At 59.8% G+C, this 16,889-nt stretch carries 14 protein-coding genes; 7 read left to right on the top strand and 7 right to left on the bottom strand.

Annotated features, from left to right (window positions below; translation table 11 throughout):
* The first annotated feature begins 1 nt into the window (after position 1).
* Entirely contained in the window at positions 2-1,456 is a 1,455-nt protein-coding gene (gatA, locus tag ACO54Z_RS13005) for an Asp-tRNA(Asn)/Glu-tRNA(Gln) amidotransferase subunit GatA (RefSeq protein ID WP_485997395.1), read from the top strand.
* Between the two features lie 69 nt (positions 1,457-1,525).
* The gene (locus ACO54Z_RS13000; RefSeq protein WP_485997394.1) at positions 1,526-2,494 is read left to right on the top strand and encodes a dipeptidase; all 969 of its coding nucleotides are present in this window, start codon (positions 1,526-1,528) and stop codon (positions 2,492-2,494) included.
* A gap of 76 nt (positions 2,495-2,570) precedes the next feature.
* On the opposite strand, the gene purB is transcribed toward ACO54Z_RS13000, so the two are convergent.
* From purB to ACO54Z_RS12965, 7 genes are all read right to left on the bottom strand, one after another.
* Positions 2,571-3,941, bottom strand: a complete 1,371-nt coding sequence (gene purB, locus ACO54Z_RS12995; RefSeq protein ID WP_485997393.1) for an adenylosuccinate lyase — start codon at positions 3,939-3,941, stop codon at positions 2,571-2,573.
* A gap of 235 nt (positions 3,942-4,176) precedes the next feature.
* Positions 4,177-4,797 (bottom strand): HI_0552 family protein, encoded by a 621-nt coding sequence (locus ACO54Z_RS12990; RefSeq protein ID WP_485997392.1) that lies wholly within the window; start codon positions 4,795-4,797, stop codon positions 4,177-4,179.
* A 5-nt stretch (positions 4,798-4,802) separates the two neighbouring features.
* Positions 4,803-5,462 carry a DUF4328 domain-containing protein gene (locus ACO54Z_RS12985; protein ID WP_485997391.1) on the bottom strand — a complete coding sequence of 220 codons (660 nt, stop codon included), beginning with the start codon at positions 5,460-5,462 and terminating at the stop codon, positions 4,803-4,805.
* A gap of 2 nt (positions 5,463-5,464) precedes the next feature.
* A complete protein-coding gene (locus tag ACO54Z_RS12980) occupies positions 5,465-6,148 on the bottom strand; it encodes a DUF4328 domain-containing protein (protein WP_485997390.1) in 684 nt (227 codons plus the stop codon).
* Between the two features lie 252 nt (positions 6,149-6,400).
* Complete coding sequence (locus ACO54Z_RS12975) at positions 6,401-6,886, bottom strand: FKBP-type peptidyl-prolyl cis-trans isomerase (RefSeq protein ID WP_485997389.1); 486 nt, start codon at positions 6,884-6,886, stop codon at positions 6,401-6,403.
* Between the two features lie 31 nt (positions 6,887-6,917).
* A complete protein-coding gene (locus tag ACO54Z_RS12970; protein ID WP_485997388.1) occupies positions 6,918-7,445 on the bottom strand; it encodes a phosphatidylglycerophosphatase A family protein in 528 nt (175 codons plus the stop codon).
* Position 7,446: 1 nt separating this feature from the next.
* Positions 7,447-8,238, bottom strand: coding sequence for a cell division protein ZapD (locus ACO54Z_RS12965; RefSeq protein WP_298079753.1), 792 nt, complete (start codon positions 8,236-8,238; stop codon positions 7,447-7,449).
* 254 nt (positions 8,239-8,492) lie between these two features.
* Here ACO54Z_RS12965 and tal point away from each other — a divergent pair, with 254 nt between their 5' ends.
* From tal to ACO54Z_RS12940, 5 genes are all read left to right on the top strand, one after another.
* Entirely contained in the window at positions 8,493-12,494 is a 4,002-nt protein-coding gene (tal, locus tag ACO54Z_RS12960; protein ID WP_485997387.1) for a transaldolase, read from the top strand.
* Positions 12,495-12,882: 388 nt separating this feature from the next.
* Entirely contained in the window at positions 12,883-13,161 is a 279-nt protein-coding gene (locus tag ACO54Z_RS12955; protein WP_298079776.1) for a PTS sugar transporter subunit IIB, read from the top strand.
* Entirely contained in the window at positions 13,158-14,435 is a 1,278-nt protein-coding gene (gene ulaA, locus ACO54Z_RS12950) for a PTS ascorbate transporter subunit IIC (protein ID WP_298079777.1), read from the top strand. The genes ACO54Z_RS12955 and ulaA overlap by 4 nt, the downstream gene beginning before the upstream one ends.
* Positions 14,436-15,173 carry a sugar isomerase domain-containing protein gene (locus tag ACO54Z_RS12945; RefSeq protein WP_485997386.1) on the top strand — a complete coding sequence of 246 codons (738 nt, stop codon included), beginning with the start codon at positions 14,436-14,438 and terminating at the stop codon, positions 15,171-15,173.
* A gap of 80 nt (positions 15,174-15,253) precedes the next feature.
* Positions 15,254-16,378, top strand: coding sequence for a hypothetical protein (locus tag ACO54Z_RS12940; RefSeq protein WP_485997385.1), 1,125 nt, complete (start codon positions 15,254-15,256; stop codon positions 16,376-16,378).
* Positions 16,379-16,889: the final 511 nt, after the last annotated feature.

The following is a 16,889-nucleotide window of genomic DNA, read 5'->3' as shown; positions in this document are numbered from 1 at the left end:
CATGCACCACGACAGCCTGAAAACCCTCGCCGCCCGCCTTGCCGCGCGGGAAATCTCGGCGCGCGAACTCTGCGAACACAGCCTTGCGCGCATCAGCCAACACAACCCGGCGCTGAACGCCTACATCACCGAAACCTTTGAACACGCCCGCGCTGCCGCCGCTGCCAGCGACGCCCGCCGCGACAAAGGCGAAACCCTCTCGCCGCTGGACGGCATCCCGATGGCGCACAAAGACCTCTTCTGCACCAACGGCATCCGCACCACCGCCGGCTCGAAAATGCTGGCAAATTTCATCCCCTCCTACGACGCCGGCATCGTCGCAAACCTTGCCGCTGCTGGCGCGGTAATGACCGGCAAAGTATCGATGGACGAATTTGCGATGGGCTCATCGAACGAACGCAGTGCCTTCGGTGCGGTGAAAAACCCGTGGCAGCCCGAACACGTCCCTGGCGGTTCCTCCGGCGGCTCGGCCGCAGTCGTTGCCGCGCGCCTTGTCCCCTACGCCACCGGCTCCGACACCGGCGGTTCCATCCGCCAACCCGCCGCCTGGTGCGGCATCACCGGCATCAAGCCGACCTATGGCACCCTCTCGCGTTGGGGGATGATTGCCTACGCTTCCAGCCTTGACCAAGCGGGCGCGTTTGCCGCAAGCGCCGAAGACCTTGCACTAATCCTGAACGGCATGGCCGGACACGACCCGCGCGACTCCACCAGCAGCGCGCAAACCCGCACCACCTTCGATGGCGAACTGAACCAGCCGCTCAACGGCATCCGCATCGGCCTGCCGCGCAACTACTTCCGCGACCTCAACCCGGCGATGGCAGACGCCATCCACGCTGCTGCCGCCCTTTACGAAAAACTCGGCGCAACGCTGGTGGACATTGAGCTTGCCTACAGCGACGCGGCGATTGCCACCTACTACATCATCGCCTCGGCGGAAGCTTCTTCCAACCTCTCGCGTTATGACGGCGTGCGCTACGGCCACCGCAGCGCGCAGGCGAAAACCCTGCAAGAAATGTACCGCAAAAGCCGCAGCGAAGCCTTTGGCGACGAAGTCAAACGGCGCATCCTCATCGGCACCTATGCCCTCTCCGCTGGTTACTACGACGCCTACTACGAACAAGCACGGCGCGCGCGCCATGCCATTTTGAACGGCTACAAGGCGGCGTTTAACGACGTAGATGTCATCCTCTGCCCGACCACACCGACGCCCGCCTTCAAAATCGGCAGCAAAATCGACGACCCAGTGGCAATGTTTTTGGGCGATCTCTACACCGTCTCGGTCAACCTCGCAGGGCTGCCCGGCCTCAGCCACCCGGCAGGCTTTATCGACGGCCTGCCCGTCGGCTGCCAGCTCATCGGTCCGCACTTCAGCGAACCGCGCCTGCTCAACCTTACGCACCAGTTCCAGCAAGCAAGCGACTACCACCTGCAAGTCCCGGCAGCCTACGCCTAAATAGCGACCACCCCACCCGCGAGCGGCACTCCCCGCTCGCGCTTTGTTTCTGCCTCACCGGAAAACCCCATGCAACATTTTTGGTATGCCGACGCGCACAGTTGCCTGCCGCTGCACGGCGACACCGACATCAACCAGCTTCGCCTGCACTACGACGCCGGCGTGCGTTATCTTTCCATCAACGTCGGCATGGACATGAACCCGCTGCCGCAAATCATGACCACCATCGCCGGTTACCGTCGCCAGATTGCTGCGAGCGACTGGCTCGAACTCGCCGAAACTGCCACCGACATCCCGCGCATCGCCAGCGAAAACCGCCTGGCGTTAAGCTTCGACCTCGAAGGCGCGCTGCCGCTCTTGGAAACCCCGGACATGGTCGCGCTCTACCACCGCCTCGGCGTGCGGCAAATCCACCTCGCTTACAACCGCAGCAACAGCGTCGCCGGTGGCGCGCACGACGAAGGTGGCCTGACCCCGCTCGGCGAAACCATCGTGGACGCCATCCACGCCGCCGGCATTCTCATGGACCTGAGCCACAGCAACGAACAAACCGCGCTTGACATCTGCGCCTACAGCGGCGACCGCCCGGTGCTCTTCAGCCACGCCAATCCGCGCACGCTGGTAGAACACGGGCGCAACATTACTGACCGCGCCATCCGCGCCTGCGCCGCCACCGGCGGATTGATTGCGCTAAACGGCGTTGGCAGCTTCATCGGCGACCCCGACCTCAAACCTGCCTCAATGCTGCCGCTGATTGACTACGTCGTGCAGATGGTTGGCGTCGAGCATACCGCCATCGGCCTCGATTACTGCTACGACGACGGCGTGCCGGACATCCCCGCCGATGTGAACCGCCAATACTGGTGGCCGCCGCAAGCGGGCTACGACCCGAAAAAAGGCTTAAGCGGCAGATACGTCAGCCCCGCCGGGCTCGATGACGTCCGCGATGGCCTCGCCCGCCTCGGCTACCGCGACGCCTACATCCAGGCAATCATGCGCGACAACCTGCTGCGCCTGATAGAAAAAGTGTGGAAATAAAAAAATCGGCCTGCGGGCCGATTTTTTTATTGCGGATTTTTGTCCGCTTTCCTTGAGGAGAACGGTCAATTCACCTTTATATCCGCCGTGCCAGCGCTTCCGCCTTGCCGGTGTAGGTTGCGGGGGTGAGTGCGAGCAGGCGCGCTTTGGCGTCTTCCGGGATGTCCAGCGTGTCGATGAAGGCGCGGATGGTGGCGGCGTCCAGGTGCGGTTTGCCGCGCGTCAGTTCTTTCAGTTTTTCGTAGGGGTTGGCGATACCGTAGCGGCGCATCACGGTCTGGATGGGTTCGGCGAGCAACTCCCAGGTGGCGTCCAAATCGGCGGCAAGCACGGCGGGGTTCGCTTCGAGTTTGTCGAGGCCACGCTGGTGCGCGCTCATGCCAAGCACGGTGTAGCCGATGGCGACGCCCATGTTGCGCAGCACGGTGCTGTCGGTGAGGTCGCGTTGCCAGCGCGACACGGGCAGTTTTTCGGCGAGGAAGGTGAGGATGGCGTTCGCCATGCCGAGGTTGCCTTCGGAGTTTTCAAAGTCGATGGGGTTCACTTTGTGCGGCATGGTGGAGGAGCCGATTTCGCCCGCCTTGATTTTTTGTTTGTAGTAGCCGAGCGAGATGTAGCCCCAGATGTCGCGGTTGTGGTCGATGAGGATGGTGTTAAGGCGGGTGAGGGTGTGGAAGAGTTCTGCCATGTAGTCGTGCGGCTCAATCTGGATGGTGTAGGGGTTCCAGGTGAGGCCGAGCGCGTCTTCGACGAAGCGGCGGCAGTGGTTTTCCCAGTCGTAGTCCGGGTAGGCGGCGAGGTGGGCGTTGTAGTTGCCGACGGCACCGTTGATTTTACCGAGGATGGGCTGCGCGGCGAGCTGGTCGCGCTGGCGTTGCAGGCGGTAGTGAACGTTGGCGATTTCTTTGCCGAGGGTGGTCGGCGTCGCCGGTTGGCCGTGGGTGCGGCTCATCATCGGCAGCGCCGCGTGTTCGTGCGCCATTGTCCGCAGTTTGGCGCTGATGGTGTCAATGTGCGGCAGGAGGATAGTGTCGCGCGCGGTTTTGAGGGTGAGGGCGTGGGCGAGGTTGTTGATGTCTTCGCTGGTGCAGGCGAAGTGGATGTATTCGCTGGTAGCGGCGATTTCGCTGTTCGCGGCGAAGCGGTTTTTCAGCCAGTATTCGATGGCTTTGACGTCGTGGTTGGTGGTCGCCTCAATGCTTTTCACGGCGGCGGCGTCTTCGGGCGTGAATCCGGCGATGACGCGGTCAATTTCCGCAAGGGTCGCGGCGCTGAAGGGGGCGACTTCGCCGATTTCCGGCGCGGCGGCGAGGGCTTTCAGCCATTCGAGTTCAACGCGGACGCGCGCTTTCATCAGGCCGTATTCGGAGAAGACGGGACGCAGCGCGGCGACGCTGTTGGCGTAGCGGCCATCGAGCGGGGAGAGGGCGAGGAGGGTGTCGTGCATGGGGATTTCCTTTTAGGGTTTGGGTTTTGTCGTTTGGGACAGGATAAGCTTCTTTTTTGCAGGGCGAAGCCCGCAGCGGGCGGGTTTCTTCGCCAGCGATGTTTGTCGCTACGCGATTTGTTTGCTGCCCCCACCCCAGCCCTCCCCCACGGGGGAGGGAGCCAACTTGTGCGCGTCCGCAAGCAGGGCGGGGTGAATTGTAATCGGCTCCTGACTGGCGGGCAGGTTTTCTTTATCAGGGGTGGCAGGCTTCGTAAAGGGGTTGCAGGGCGCGGAGGGTGTCGGCAATCCAGGTGGCGCTGTCGCTGCGGCCAAGCTGGTCGCGCTCCAGGTGTTTGCCGATGCTGTAGTAATCGGCAGCGTCGCGGAGGGGCAGTTCGCCGCAATCGGCGACGCGCGGGTAGTCGGCGTATTCGTCGTCGCTGCCGTGCCAGAGGTCGTAGTCGGCGTAGGCGGTGCGGTCGAGCGCGTCCGGCCAGCGGTTGTAGTGGTCGATGGTGGTGGTGGAGATGCCCGCCTTGTAACAGTGCCAGTCAAGGCTGACGGTGAGGCGGCGGCGGTTGAGCAGCACGGAGAGGATGGCGGCGCTATCCTGCCAGTCGTGGTATTTGAAGTAGGCGAAGAAGTGGGCGCGCACTTGCCAGCCGTTGCACCAGCGCTCGATGTGCGGCGCGGCGAAGGGTTCGCCGAGCAGGATGGCAACGCGCTGGATAATGGCGCGCCAGTTTTCCCAGGCGGCTTTGTAGTCCGCCTTGATTTGCGGGATGGTTTCCGGCGCGTATTTTTTCAGTTGCGCGAACTGGTAGCAGGGCAGGTTGAAGAGGTCGCAACTGGCGGGGGTGAGGTTGGGGGTCATGCTTGTCAGGCGTGGTACTCAGCTTGGGCGTCGTTGATGGTGCGGGTGATTTTGATGAGGGTAAGGGCGGAGGTGAGGTAGGAGAGTTGGGCAAGGGTGGTAAAGATGATGATGGTTGCCGTGGCGGCGGGGTTTTCTGTCAGGGTGTGGGTGGTGATTTTGACGCAGATGGCGCAGGCGAGGAAGCAAAACCACCAGCGGAAAAGGAGGTTTTCGTTGTCGCTGTTTTCGTTTTTTATCAGGGCAAGGCTGCCGCGCCACAGTTCGCCCATGATTTGGTAGGGGCGAAAGACGTTCATCAGCGGGATGAACCACCAGTAAATGGCTCCCGCAGGGGTAAAGCGGACTTTGATTTGGTCGAAGGAACGCAGGTTTTCGTTGGCACGGCGCAGCCAGATGAACACCATGAGGACGCTGAGGACGAGGAATACCCAGTAAAAGACGCCAAGCGCATCGCGGCTTTCATTCATGATTTTGACGGGTTTGAGGTAGCGGAAATAGCCGTCAGCGTTGTTCATGCGGTATGCAAGCAGATACTGCGGGATGATGGTAAGGGCGAGTTCCAGCGCCATCTCAATGACGCAGAGGTACAAGATGCGGTTCAGCCAGCGGGCAAGCGGGCGCGGGTCTTCGTATTCGTAGATTTCTTCGGGGTATGAGGACATGGTTATTCGCTCGTTTGTATTTGGGCGTGGTACTCAGCCTGGGCGTCGCTGATGGTACGGGTGATTTTGATGAGGGTGAGGGCGGAGATGAGGTAGAGGATAATGGCGATGCTGCCAAAGGTGAGTACGAGGGTAATTTGCTGGTGTTCGTCATTCGCAATGCTGCGGCCAATGAGGTCAAGAATTTTGGGCGAGATAAAACAAGTCCACCAGACAATGATGATTTCACCGTATTGGTTTTTTGGGTTATGGACGAGATTCAGGCTGTTGCGCCAAAGCTCTTCCATGACGGGAATCGGGGCAATCAGGTTGGCGACGGGGATAAACCACCAGTAAACGGTTCCCCGTGGGGTGAACTGAAGTTTTTTTACGGCGAAGGCGCGCAGGTTGGCATTGCTTCGATATAGCCATTTGAACAGGATGAATGCCGTGGCAATGGTCAGCGCAATGGATGTGGTTAGCAGCAGGCAGTTTCCCTGTTCATTCATGAATTCGGAAAAAACGCTATATGGTTGGGGGAGTGTTCCCGGATGGGTTTCTTGTTGTTTCAGGAAATACAGGGTAATGAATGTTATGGTCATGCCAATGATGGCAAGGAGGATATTGCCGTAAATGGTGTAATGCAGCCAGCGGGCAAGTGATTTGGGGTTGCGGTATGGGTAATTTTTTTCGGGATGGTTGCTCATGATTTTTGGTAATGCTTCAGTAGTGTTAATGCCTTCGCTGCCCCCTCTCCAACCCTCCCCCGCTGCGAATGCTGCGCGTTCTGCGGGGGAGGAGCTTCCATGTTGCAGCCCGGCAGCGGTGTGTTCCTTTGCAAGTGGTACGCCGAGGCGCACGCTATGCAGGTTGGTTAAGCGTTTTACATACACTTGAGCGCTTATGGTGTATGTATATTTTTCGGGGTGATTGAAAAAGGCAGCTTGCGCTGCCCCGGTTCAGTGATGGTGGTGATGGTGTCCGTGCGGGCCGTGGACGTGGCCGTGGGCGATTTCGTCGGCGGTCGCCTCGCGTACATTCTGCACTTTTGCCTTGAAGCGGATGGTCAGTCCGGCAAGCGGGTGGTTGCCGTTCAGGGTGGCGTGGGTGTCGTCAATGTTGGTGATGTGGAAGTAGTGGATGTTGCCGTGGTTGTCTTCGCCTTCGAGCAGCATTCCAACTTCGATGTTTGACGGCAGGTTTTTCCGCTCTTCTTTGACGATTTGGTCTTCGCGGATGTCGCCGAAGTGGTCTTCCGGGGCGAGGGTGAGTTCGATTTGGTCGCCGACGGTTTTGTCTTCCAGCGCCGCTTCGACTTTGGGGAAGACGCCGCCGTAACCGCCGTGCAGGTAAAGGAGCAGTTCGCCGTCGTGGGTGATGGCTTGTCCCTGGTCGTCGTAGAGTTCGTAGGTGAGTTCGACGACGCTGTTTTTGTTGATTTTCATGGGTTTTCCTTGCGGTTTGTAGGGCGGCGGATTATAGCACGGCGGCTGTGAGCCACAGGACGGCGAGGGCGTAGAGGGCGGCGAGGACGTCGTCCAGCATGATGCCGAGGCCGCCGGGGGTATGGCGGTCGATTTGGCGGATGGGCGGCGGCTTGGTGATGTCAAAGAGGCGGAAGAGGAGGAAGGCGGCGAGGTAGCACGGCAGTGTTCCCCAGCGTTGCCACAGCGCGGGCGGGATGTAGGCGAGAACGAGCCAGACGCCAAAAAATTCGTCCCAGACGATTTCGCCGAAGTCATGCACACCAAGGTCGCGCGCGGTTTTGTCGCAGACCCAACAGCCGAGGGCAAAGGCGGCGAGGAGGAAGAGGGCGGTGACGGTCGGGTTTGTCAGCAGGAAGGACAGCGGCCAGTAGAGGATGGTCGCGGCGAGGCTGCCCCAGGTGCCGGGTGCGGGGTGGATGAGGCCGCTGCCGAGGCCGAAGGCGAGGAAGTGCACCGGGTTTTGGCGCAGGCTGGCGAAGGTGTGCGGGCGGTAGCCCTTCGGGTTTTTCGCGTTCATGTCAGAGGACGCAGGTTTGCAGGGAGAAGCGCACCGGGGTTTCTACTTGTTTGGCGCGCTGTTCGGGGTTTTCCTGGGTCATGAAGCGCACCGAGAAGCGGTGTTTGTCGCCGCTGATGCGCGGGAAGACGCGCTGTTCGTTGTCGAGGTGGATGCGAATCATCTGGTTGCGGCGGTTGCTGTCCAGTGTTTTCAGGAAGATGCCGTCGTCGGTGTATTCGTTGGTGATTTCCGCCCCGGCGCGTACCAGTTGCAGCACGAGTGCGACCGCGCGCGCTATCGGCAGGAACATTTCGTAGCATTGTTGCAGGAAGGGGATTTCGTGGTTTTCGTTTTGCAGCAACCAGTATTGGTAGGCGGGGACCTCAAAGAGGCAGTTGCCGCTCTGGTTGAAGTTGCGCTGGCGCAAGCTGGTGAAGAGTTCGTTTTCGCGCAGGGCGCTGATGGGGTTGAAGTTGAGGCTGTAGGCTTCTTGCAGCGACATATCAATGTTTTCCAGCGTCGCCACCCGTTCTTCCAGCGTCCAGCCAAGGGCGAAGTGTTCGCGGTCAATGCCGGTTTTGTAGCCTTGCAGCTCCTTGATGATTTCGGCGCGGATTTCGTAACGGTGGAGGAAATCCAGCACGTCAAACAGCGCATCGAGAAAGAGCTGGATGGAATAATATTCGTCAGCCTGGTGGAAGTTTTTCATCTGGAAGAACATCGATTCCAGCCGCATGAAGAGGCGGATGCGTTCGTTCAGAGGCTGCTCGTAAGTGCTTAATTGGCATTCGGTTTGTGGGCTGATCGGCATGGTGTGGAACGTTCCCGGTACGAGGTTGGGCGCTATCGTGGCACAAGGCCGCGTGGTTGTCCATCGCATTGCGCGGAGAAGCCCTGATTTGGTATAGTTTCCCGCCGGTTTGCGGCCACTGAAGACCGCCCGGCAACAGATTTTTCAAAACCGTAACGATAAAGTCCGACAGGAGCGGGATGCTCGAACGGACCATGTTTTTTACTTAAATTTCGGCCGTATGCGCGATGCGTACGGCCACGGAGATTCTTACCATGAAACGTATGCTAATTAACGCCACCCAGCAGGAAGAGCTGCGGGTTGCGCTGGTAGATGGCCAGCAACTCTACGACCTTGACATCGAAACCCTTTATTCCGCGCAGAAAAAAGCCAATATTTACAAAGGAAAAATCACCCGGATTGAGCCCTCGCTGGAAGCGGCCTTTGTCGATTACGGCGCGCAGCGGCACGGCTTTCTCCCTTTCAAGGAAATCGGCAAAGAATACCTGACCGGTTCCACCACCGCCCACGAAGGCCAACCGTCCTTCAAGGACATGATTGAAGTCGGCCAGGAAGTGCTTGTTCAAATTGACAAAGAAGAGCGCGGCAACAAGGGCGCGGCGCTGACCACCTACATCAGCCTCGCCGGACGCTTCCTCGTACTGATGCCGAATAACCCGCGCGCCGGGGGTGTCTCGCGCCGCATCCAGGGCGACGACCGCAAAGAATTGCGCGAAACCCTCGATATGCTTGATGTGCCGGACAACATGGGCATCATCGTGCGCACCGCCGGCGTGGGTCGCGCGCAAGAAGAATTGCAATGGGATTTGGACTTCCTCCTGCAACTGTGGGAAGCCATCTCCGAAGAATACCGCAAGGCGCCGCCACAACGCCTGATATACCAGGAAAGCAACATCATCGTCCGCGCGCTGCGCGACTACCTGCGCCCGGACATCGGCCAAATCCTCATTGACGACGAGCGCGTGTACCAACAGGCGAGCGACTTCATGACGCTGGTCATGCCGAACAACCTCAACAAACTCAAACTGTATCAGGACAACATCCCGCTCTTCACCCGCTACCAAATCGAAGGCCAAATCGAATCCGCCTACCAGCGCAACGTCCAGCTCCCCTCCGGCGGCGAACTGGTCATCGACTACACCGAAGCGCTCGTATCCATCGACATCAACTCATCGAAAGCGACCAAAGGCGGCGACATCGAAGAAACCGCCTACCAGACCAACCTCGAAGCGGCGGACGAAATCGCACGACAAATGCGGCTGCGTGACCTCGGCGGACTCATCGTCATCGACTTCATCGACATGGGCGTCAGCCGCAACCGCAAAGACGTCGAAAACCGTCTCTATGACGCGACCAAAATCGACCGCGCCCGCGTCCAGATTGGCCGCATCTCCCGCTTCGGCCTGCTTGAGCTGTCACGGCAGCGCCTGCGCCCGTCCATGGACGAATCCAGCCACCGTGTCTGCCCGCGCTGCAAAGGGCAGGGTTCCATCCGCGGCATTCAATCAATGGCGCTCTCACTCTTGCGCCTGATTGAAGAAGAAGCGATGAAAGAGCGCACCCGCCGCATCACCGGCGAACTGCCAGTGAGCATCGCCACCTACCTTTTGAACGAAAAACGCGCCGTCATCCGCCAAATCGAACAGCGCAACAAAGTCGAAGTCGTCCTCGTGCCGAACGCCGACCTGCACACGCCGGACTACTACATCGAGCGCCAGCGCGAAGACGACTGGGACGAAGACGCCATCCCGATACCGAGCTACCGCCTGCGCACCCGCCACGAAAGCCACGAAGAAAGCGACATCGCCGTCAAACCGGGCGAAACCGTCGCCGAACAGGCCGCCGTGCAGGGCATCGTCCCGCGCGCACCCGCGCCGCAAATCGCGCCGACCGTGCAAAAAACCGGCCTCGCCGCGCTGTTCTCCAAAGTCGTCGCCCTGTTCAAAGAAAACCGCGACGCCGCCACCAACCCCGAACCCCCCGCCAAAAACAGCGGCGACAAACGGCGCGAACGCACCGCCCCGGCGCGCAACCGCCGCGACCGCAACGAACGGACAGAAACCGCGCCGCCACCACAACCCGCGCGCAAACCCGCCGAAACCAAAAGCGAAGCGCCCATCGAGACCCGCATGCCGCGCAACAACAACCGGCAAGAAGAAGCCGCGCGCCGCTACGAAGAAGCCCTACAACAAGAAGCCCCGCGCGAAGAAGCGCCCGCTACCGCGCCGCGCCGCGAAAACAAGACGAACCGTAGTGCCCTGCCCAAAGACGACGTCAACCCCACCCTCGAAGCGCTGCTCAACCCGCCGGAAGAAATCAACGGCCGCACCGTGCGCAAAGGCCGCCCGCGCGACGTCCACGCCGTGCGCGGCCAGGGTAAGGCGGACTACATCCCGCAAGAACGCCCAGAAACCCTGAACGAAGACGACATGAACGCGCCCGGCCTCGTCGAAGAACTGCGCGATGACACCCTGGAGGCCGCAGAGCCCGCCGCACCCGCGCCGAAAAAAGCGCCCTCGTTCGCCAAAATCAAACCGCTGCCGCCGTCTGACGCCGAAGCGCCCGGTCTCGTCTCGCTGCTGGACCACCCCGCGCCCGTCGCCCCGGTGATGATTGCAGGCAACAAACTGCGTGAAGACGCGCACTACCCGCTCGCCGTCCCCGCCGCCAAAAACGAAAACCCGCTGCGCCAACTGGCCGCCTTCGGACAAAGCGTCTGGTACGACAACATCGACCGCACCATGCTCGAAAACGGCGAACTGACGCGCCTTATCGACGAAGACGACCTGCGCGGCATCACCTCCAACCCGTCCATCTTCCAAAAAGCCTTCGCCGGCGACGCCTACGACGCCGCGCTGCGCAACTGGCTCGACGAAAACCCCGGCGGCAGCGCGCGCGATGCCTACTACAGCCTCGCCATCGACGACATCCGCCGCGCCTGCGACCTGCTCCTGCCCGTGTACGAAAAAACCGGCGGCACCGACGGCATGGTCTCGCTCGAAGTCTCGCCCGACCTCGCCCACGACAGCGGCAAAACCGTCACCGAAGCACTCGAACTGCACCGTCGCGTCGCCCGCGAAAACCTCATGATCAAAATCCCGGCGACACTGGCGGGCATCAAAGCCATCCGCGAACTCACCGCCGAAGGCATCAACATCAACGCGACCCTCATCTTCTCGCCCGAACGCTACCGACAAACCCTGGAAGCCTACATCGACGGCTTGAAAACGCGCGTTGCCGCCGGACAATCCATCGACCTGCTGCGCTCCGTTGCCAGCTACTTCGTCAGCCGCGTGGACAGCAAAATCGACGCACGGCTCGCCGACGAGCACGCCGCATTGCGCGGCCGCGCCGCCATCGCCAACGCCCAAACCGCGTACAGCTACTACCTCGAACGCATCAGCCACGACGACTGGGTCGACCTCGCCAAAAAAGGCGCCGCCGTCCAGCGCCTGCTCTGGGCGAGCACCGGCACCAAAAACCCCGCCTACTCCGACGTGCGCTACGTCGAACTGCTAATCGGCCGCGACACCGTCAACACCATTCCGCCCGCGACCTACGCCGCCTACAAGGCACATGGCCGCGCCGAAGAAACCCTGCTGCGCCACATCGACCAGGCACCGCAACTGCTACAACAAATCACCGATGCAGGCATTGACTGGGCGCAACTGTACGTTGAACTCGAAGCCGAAGGCATTGCCAGCTTTGAACAAGCCACCGCCGAACTGCTGGCGACGCTTGCCGCAAAAATCAAAACCCTGCGTGAAGCGAAACCCGGCGACGCAGCGGCAGACGCGGACAACAGCGACAAGACCGCCGAAGCCGTAGCAGAAACACCCGCCGCCGAAACTACGGCAGACGAAGCACCCGCCGCGCCCGAAAACGTCGCGGAAAGCGCAGACAGGGATGAAGCCGCTGGAGACACACACGCCGCAGCCGCAGAAACCCCGGCAGAAGCGGACAACAGCGATGAAACCGCCGAACCCGTAGCGGAAACACCCGCCGAAAACATCGCGGAAACCGCAGGCGAAGACAGCCATGCCGAAGCAGCGCCCACCGAACCGGCTGCCGAAACCAGCGCAGAAAACGAAAACGCTGACGCACCGGCTACCCCGCGCGAAGACCTCGCAGCAAACGCGGATGGTCACGCCGAAACAGCACCTGCCACCGAAACGCCTGCCGAAAACAGTGCCGAAAGCGAAAATACCGACGCGTCCGGCAATAACGCAGACGGCGACGACGAAAAGCGCGACTAAAACCGCGCACACCAACCAACAAGGGGCGGCAACGCCCCTTTTTTTGTTGGAGCAGACGGATTTCCTTGCAAACCCACCACTGTCATTCCGGGAAACCGGATAGCGGTACTCACAAAGCTCTGTACAAGGCGCGCCGCCGAAGACAGTACAGATTAGTACGGCGCGGGTTTCCCTAAGCGGGTTTCCCTAAAAAATGGCTCCGCCATTTTTTAGGGTGCGAGGATTGCTATATTTCTTTCAAAATCCCGTCGTCGGGCATTGCCGCGGAACAAAGTTGTGAAATTGTGAAAACCGGTTATAAAATGCGATGAACTGCACAGAGAAACTGTGATTTCTTGTGGAAAAATGTTTCCTGGCAGCCGTTCATAAAATCAAACGGGAGCAAACGATGAAAATTCTGGCGGTATGCGGTTTTGGCATGGGCAGCTCGATGGTGCTGCGTTTTACGATTGAAAAGGCGGTCGCCGCGCTTGGCATGGATGCCGAGGTGGAGCACACCGATTTGGCATCGGTGGTGGGAATGCCGGCGGATGTGATTTTGACCAGCCCTGAGCTGGTCAATCAGCTCAAAGGCTCCGTGCAGGCGCAGGTTCTGCCCGTCCGCAATTACACCGACAAAAATGAAGTGCAGGCACTGCTTGCCAGCGTGTTGGGAGGTGCGGCATGAGCGCGTTTTTCGGCAGCCTCGGCAGCTTCATTCTTGACAACATCCTGCGCAACGCCGCCGTCTTGCTCGGCCTGATTGCGATGCTGGGCCTGCTTCTGCAACGCAAGGGCGTTGCAGACGTGGTCAAGGGTTCGCTGATGGCGGCGTTTGGCATGGTGATTCTCACCGAGGGCGTCTCCGTGCTGATTGGCACGATTGCGCCGATTAACGCCGCCGTGCAAAGCAGCATGGGGCTTGCGGGCGACGCGGCGGCAACGCCACCCGACGCCGCCTTTACTGCCGAATATGGCGGCATCGTCGGCTTGAGTATGTTTTTCGGCCTGCTGCTGCACCTGCTCATCGCCCGCTTTACCCCGGTTAAAACGGTGTTTCTCACCGGGCATATGCTGTGGTGGTTCCCGTTTGTCATCGTCGCGGGCGGGGTAGAAGCCGGACTTGGCGGCACGCGGCTGATTGCGCTTGCTGCAGTGTTGTCCGCGCTGTACTGGTCGCTGATGCCGTGGCTGATGCGCCGCTTTGTCTGGGATGCGACGGGTGATGAAAGTTTCCTTATCGGCCACCCGACCGGGATTCTCTCGCTATTCTCCGGCTATGTGGCAAAAGTATTCGGCAACAAGGCGCGTTCTACCGAAGATTTGCAATTGCCACCGAACCTTTCCTTTTTCCGCGAGATTGCCATTTGTGGCGCGCTGGTGATGCTGCTGATATATCTCGTCGCCGGATTGTTTTTACCCGCGCTCGTGCCAGAAGGAAAAACCCTCTTTTTTGTCGCCATTGATGCCGGATTGAAATTTGCCGCCGGACTTTTGGTCATGCTCTACGGGGTACGGATGTTAATCAGCCAGATTATTCCGGCATTCAAGGGCGTGGCAGAAAAAATCGTTCCCGGTGCGAAGCCTGCATTTGACGTCCCCATTCTGTTTGGCTACCGCCCCAATGCCGTCATTATTGGCTTTGTCGTTGCCATGCTGACTTCCACCGTATTGGTGCTAATCGTCAATTACTTTAACGTCTTCGGCGTATTGCTGTTGCCGCTGGTCATTACCAGTTTCTTTGAATGCGGCGGTGCCGCCGTTATTGGCGAAGGTCAGGGCGGATTGCGTGGTGCGGTTGCGGGCAGTGTGGCGGCAGCGGTGCTGATGATTGTGCTGGTGGGCATTTCCGCCGCGCTGTACAGCCATAGCATTCAAAACTGGATATTGATATTCGGCGGCAATGATTTGTCATTGACCGGCATTATCGCCTATTACCTCGGCCTGATATTTGGAGGCTGAATGTACGCCTACCCAAAAGCCATCCTTGCCATGCTGGAAGAAACCTTCGCGGCAGAAGGCGAATCTATTGAAAAAACCGTGGCGGCATTATGCGCCGCCATTACCGAAAAACGCACCATTTATATTTTTGGCGCGAGCCATGCGGGCATTCTTGCCGAAGAAATGTATTACCGCGCGGGCGGGCTGATGCTGATTAACCCCATCTTTGGCAGCGAGATTATGCTCAACCGCGCGCCCGTTACCGTAACCAGCCGCATGGAGCAACTGGAAGGCTATGGCACGGTATTGGCGGAAGGTGTCGATTTTCATGCGGGCGACGTGCTGATTGTCCATTCCGTATCCGGACGCAATGCGGTGGCCATAGATTTGGTACTGGCCGCGCGTGCCAAAGGCGTACAAATTATCGCGCTGACCAACCTGCGCTATTCGCAAAGCGTGACCAGCCGCCATTCCAGCGGCAAACGTCTGTTTGAACTCGCCGATATTGTGCTGGACAATCACGGCGTCATCGGCGATGCAGTGTGCGAACTGCCCGGCGTGACGCAAAAAGTCGGACCGGCTTCAACCGTGGTCGGCACGGCGCTGTTGAACACCATCGTGGTGGAAGTCTGCCAGCGTCTTGTCGCAGGAGGGATGCAGCATCCGCCGGTGTTTTATTCGGCAAATCTTGACGGCGGCGCGGCACGCAACCAGGCGCTGGCAGAGGAATACCGCGACGTCATCCGCTATCGGCTGTGAGCGCTGGTTTCTGTCGTAAAGCCTGCTGCATGGGCTTTATGTTGTTGGGCGTTTGAATGGCTGCGCCCTACCCTACCTCTATGACCCTGCTCTTTCCGCGCCGCATCACCCGCTTCCTCCTCTCGCTCATTTACGCCGCCTTCTTCGCCTGGGCGACGTGGATGAGTGCCTTCGTCTTCGAGTTCAACGATGAAGACCGCCTCTACCAGGTGCTGTTCTGTCTCGCCTTCGCCGCGCATGGCTGCTGGCTCGGCGCCCGCCATGCGCGTTACGTCTTCCGCCGTGAGTCCGTCCACCTCGACGCCGACGGCATCACCCTTTGGCACAACGATGTGCGGCAATGGCACGCCCTGTGCCTGCCGTGGGCGGACGTGCTTGATGTGTGGACGGACAATATCCGCCTGTACCGTGCCGAAGCCCGCCTCTGCCTTGTCTGGCGCGGCGGCAAGCGGGTGGAAAATGTCGCGTTGCGCTTGCCGCCGGGGCTTTATCGCCTGAGCAACGGCAAGCGTTGTCGAAACCAGACTGCCGCCGCCTTGCTCGCACAACTTGCCGCGCGCCGTCTGCCGCCACCGCTGGCGCAACCGCCCGTGTTTGCCGATGTCAGCGGGAGCTGGCTATTTTCCGATATCGACGGGGTTTTCTATGGCATCGCCGCCATTCCGCTCGCCATTCTGACGCTGATGTCCCTCGGCCTGCTCGTGGGCTTGCTTTTTTATGCGAAGACGCTTGATGACGTGACGACGATGCTGCTGCTCGGCAGCCTGTTTTCGCTCATCACCCTGATCTCCCTGCGCGCCATGAGCAACGGCTTTCGCCGCTGGCGGGACGGCTGCAACGGGCGCATCTTCTTGCGCCTTGACCGCGATGGCGTGCATTACTGGCGCTACGGCATGGCGCGCTACACCCCGGCAATGATTCCGTGGGCAGCGATTAACGACGTGGCGGCAGATTGCTGGCGACAGCCAAAATGCGGCTGGCTTTGCACCGTCAATATCAGTTGGCGCCCGCACGCAAACGCCGTCTATCTGCGCCATCTCCGCTACAACACTACCCGGAGCCGGGACAATCGCGAACAGACGCGCGACATTGCCGCCCGCATCCGCGCGAATAGCCCCAACCACGGTCAATACGACCACCTGCCGCGCACTTTTCTGGACGATGTCAGCGGTTACACCAGCTTCAACCCCGACAACCCGCCGTAACGGTGTTTGCAATCAAGATGTGCCGACGGCGTCCGTGCCAGAGACACGAAACAGGTTCTAGGCGCTGTTTGCAATTCGGCGGAGCCCCTCTCCCTCTGGGAGAGGGGTTGGGGTGAGGGCGGTAAGCAATTGAAAAATTGGAATTTCGGCTCATCAATAATATCGCTCACCCCCTCCCCAACCCTCCCCTGCAGGACGCGCAGCGCCCGCAGCGGGCGGGTTCCGTGCGTAGGGTGTGTGGCGGCGTAACCGACACGCACGCGGGAATTTGACATCAGCAAACGCGTGCGTGCCTGCGGCACACACCCTACAAACTAATGATGTAGCTCACAAAATCGTTGCCACGCAACCGTATTGGATTGGGCGTGTTTACGGCTGAATGGTAAACAGGCCTTAACCAAACCTGCGAATGAAATCATCATGTTATGGCCAATTGTAAACAGCACCTAGACATTTCCCACGCATTTCACCGCACCTTCACACAATGGTGTCCGGCACAGGCGATACTGCC

The sequence above is a fragment of the Cardiobacterium sp. genome (assembly GCF_057314735.1).
The sequence above is the reverse complement of the archived record's forward strand: the minus strand, read 5'-3'. Positions and strand labels throughout refer to the sequence as shown.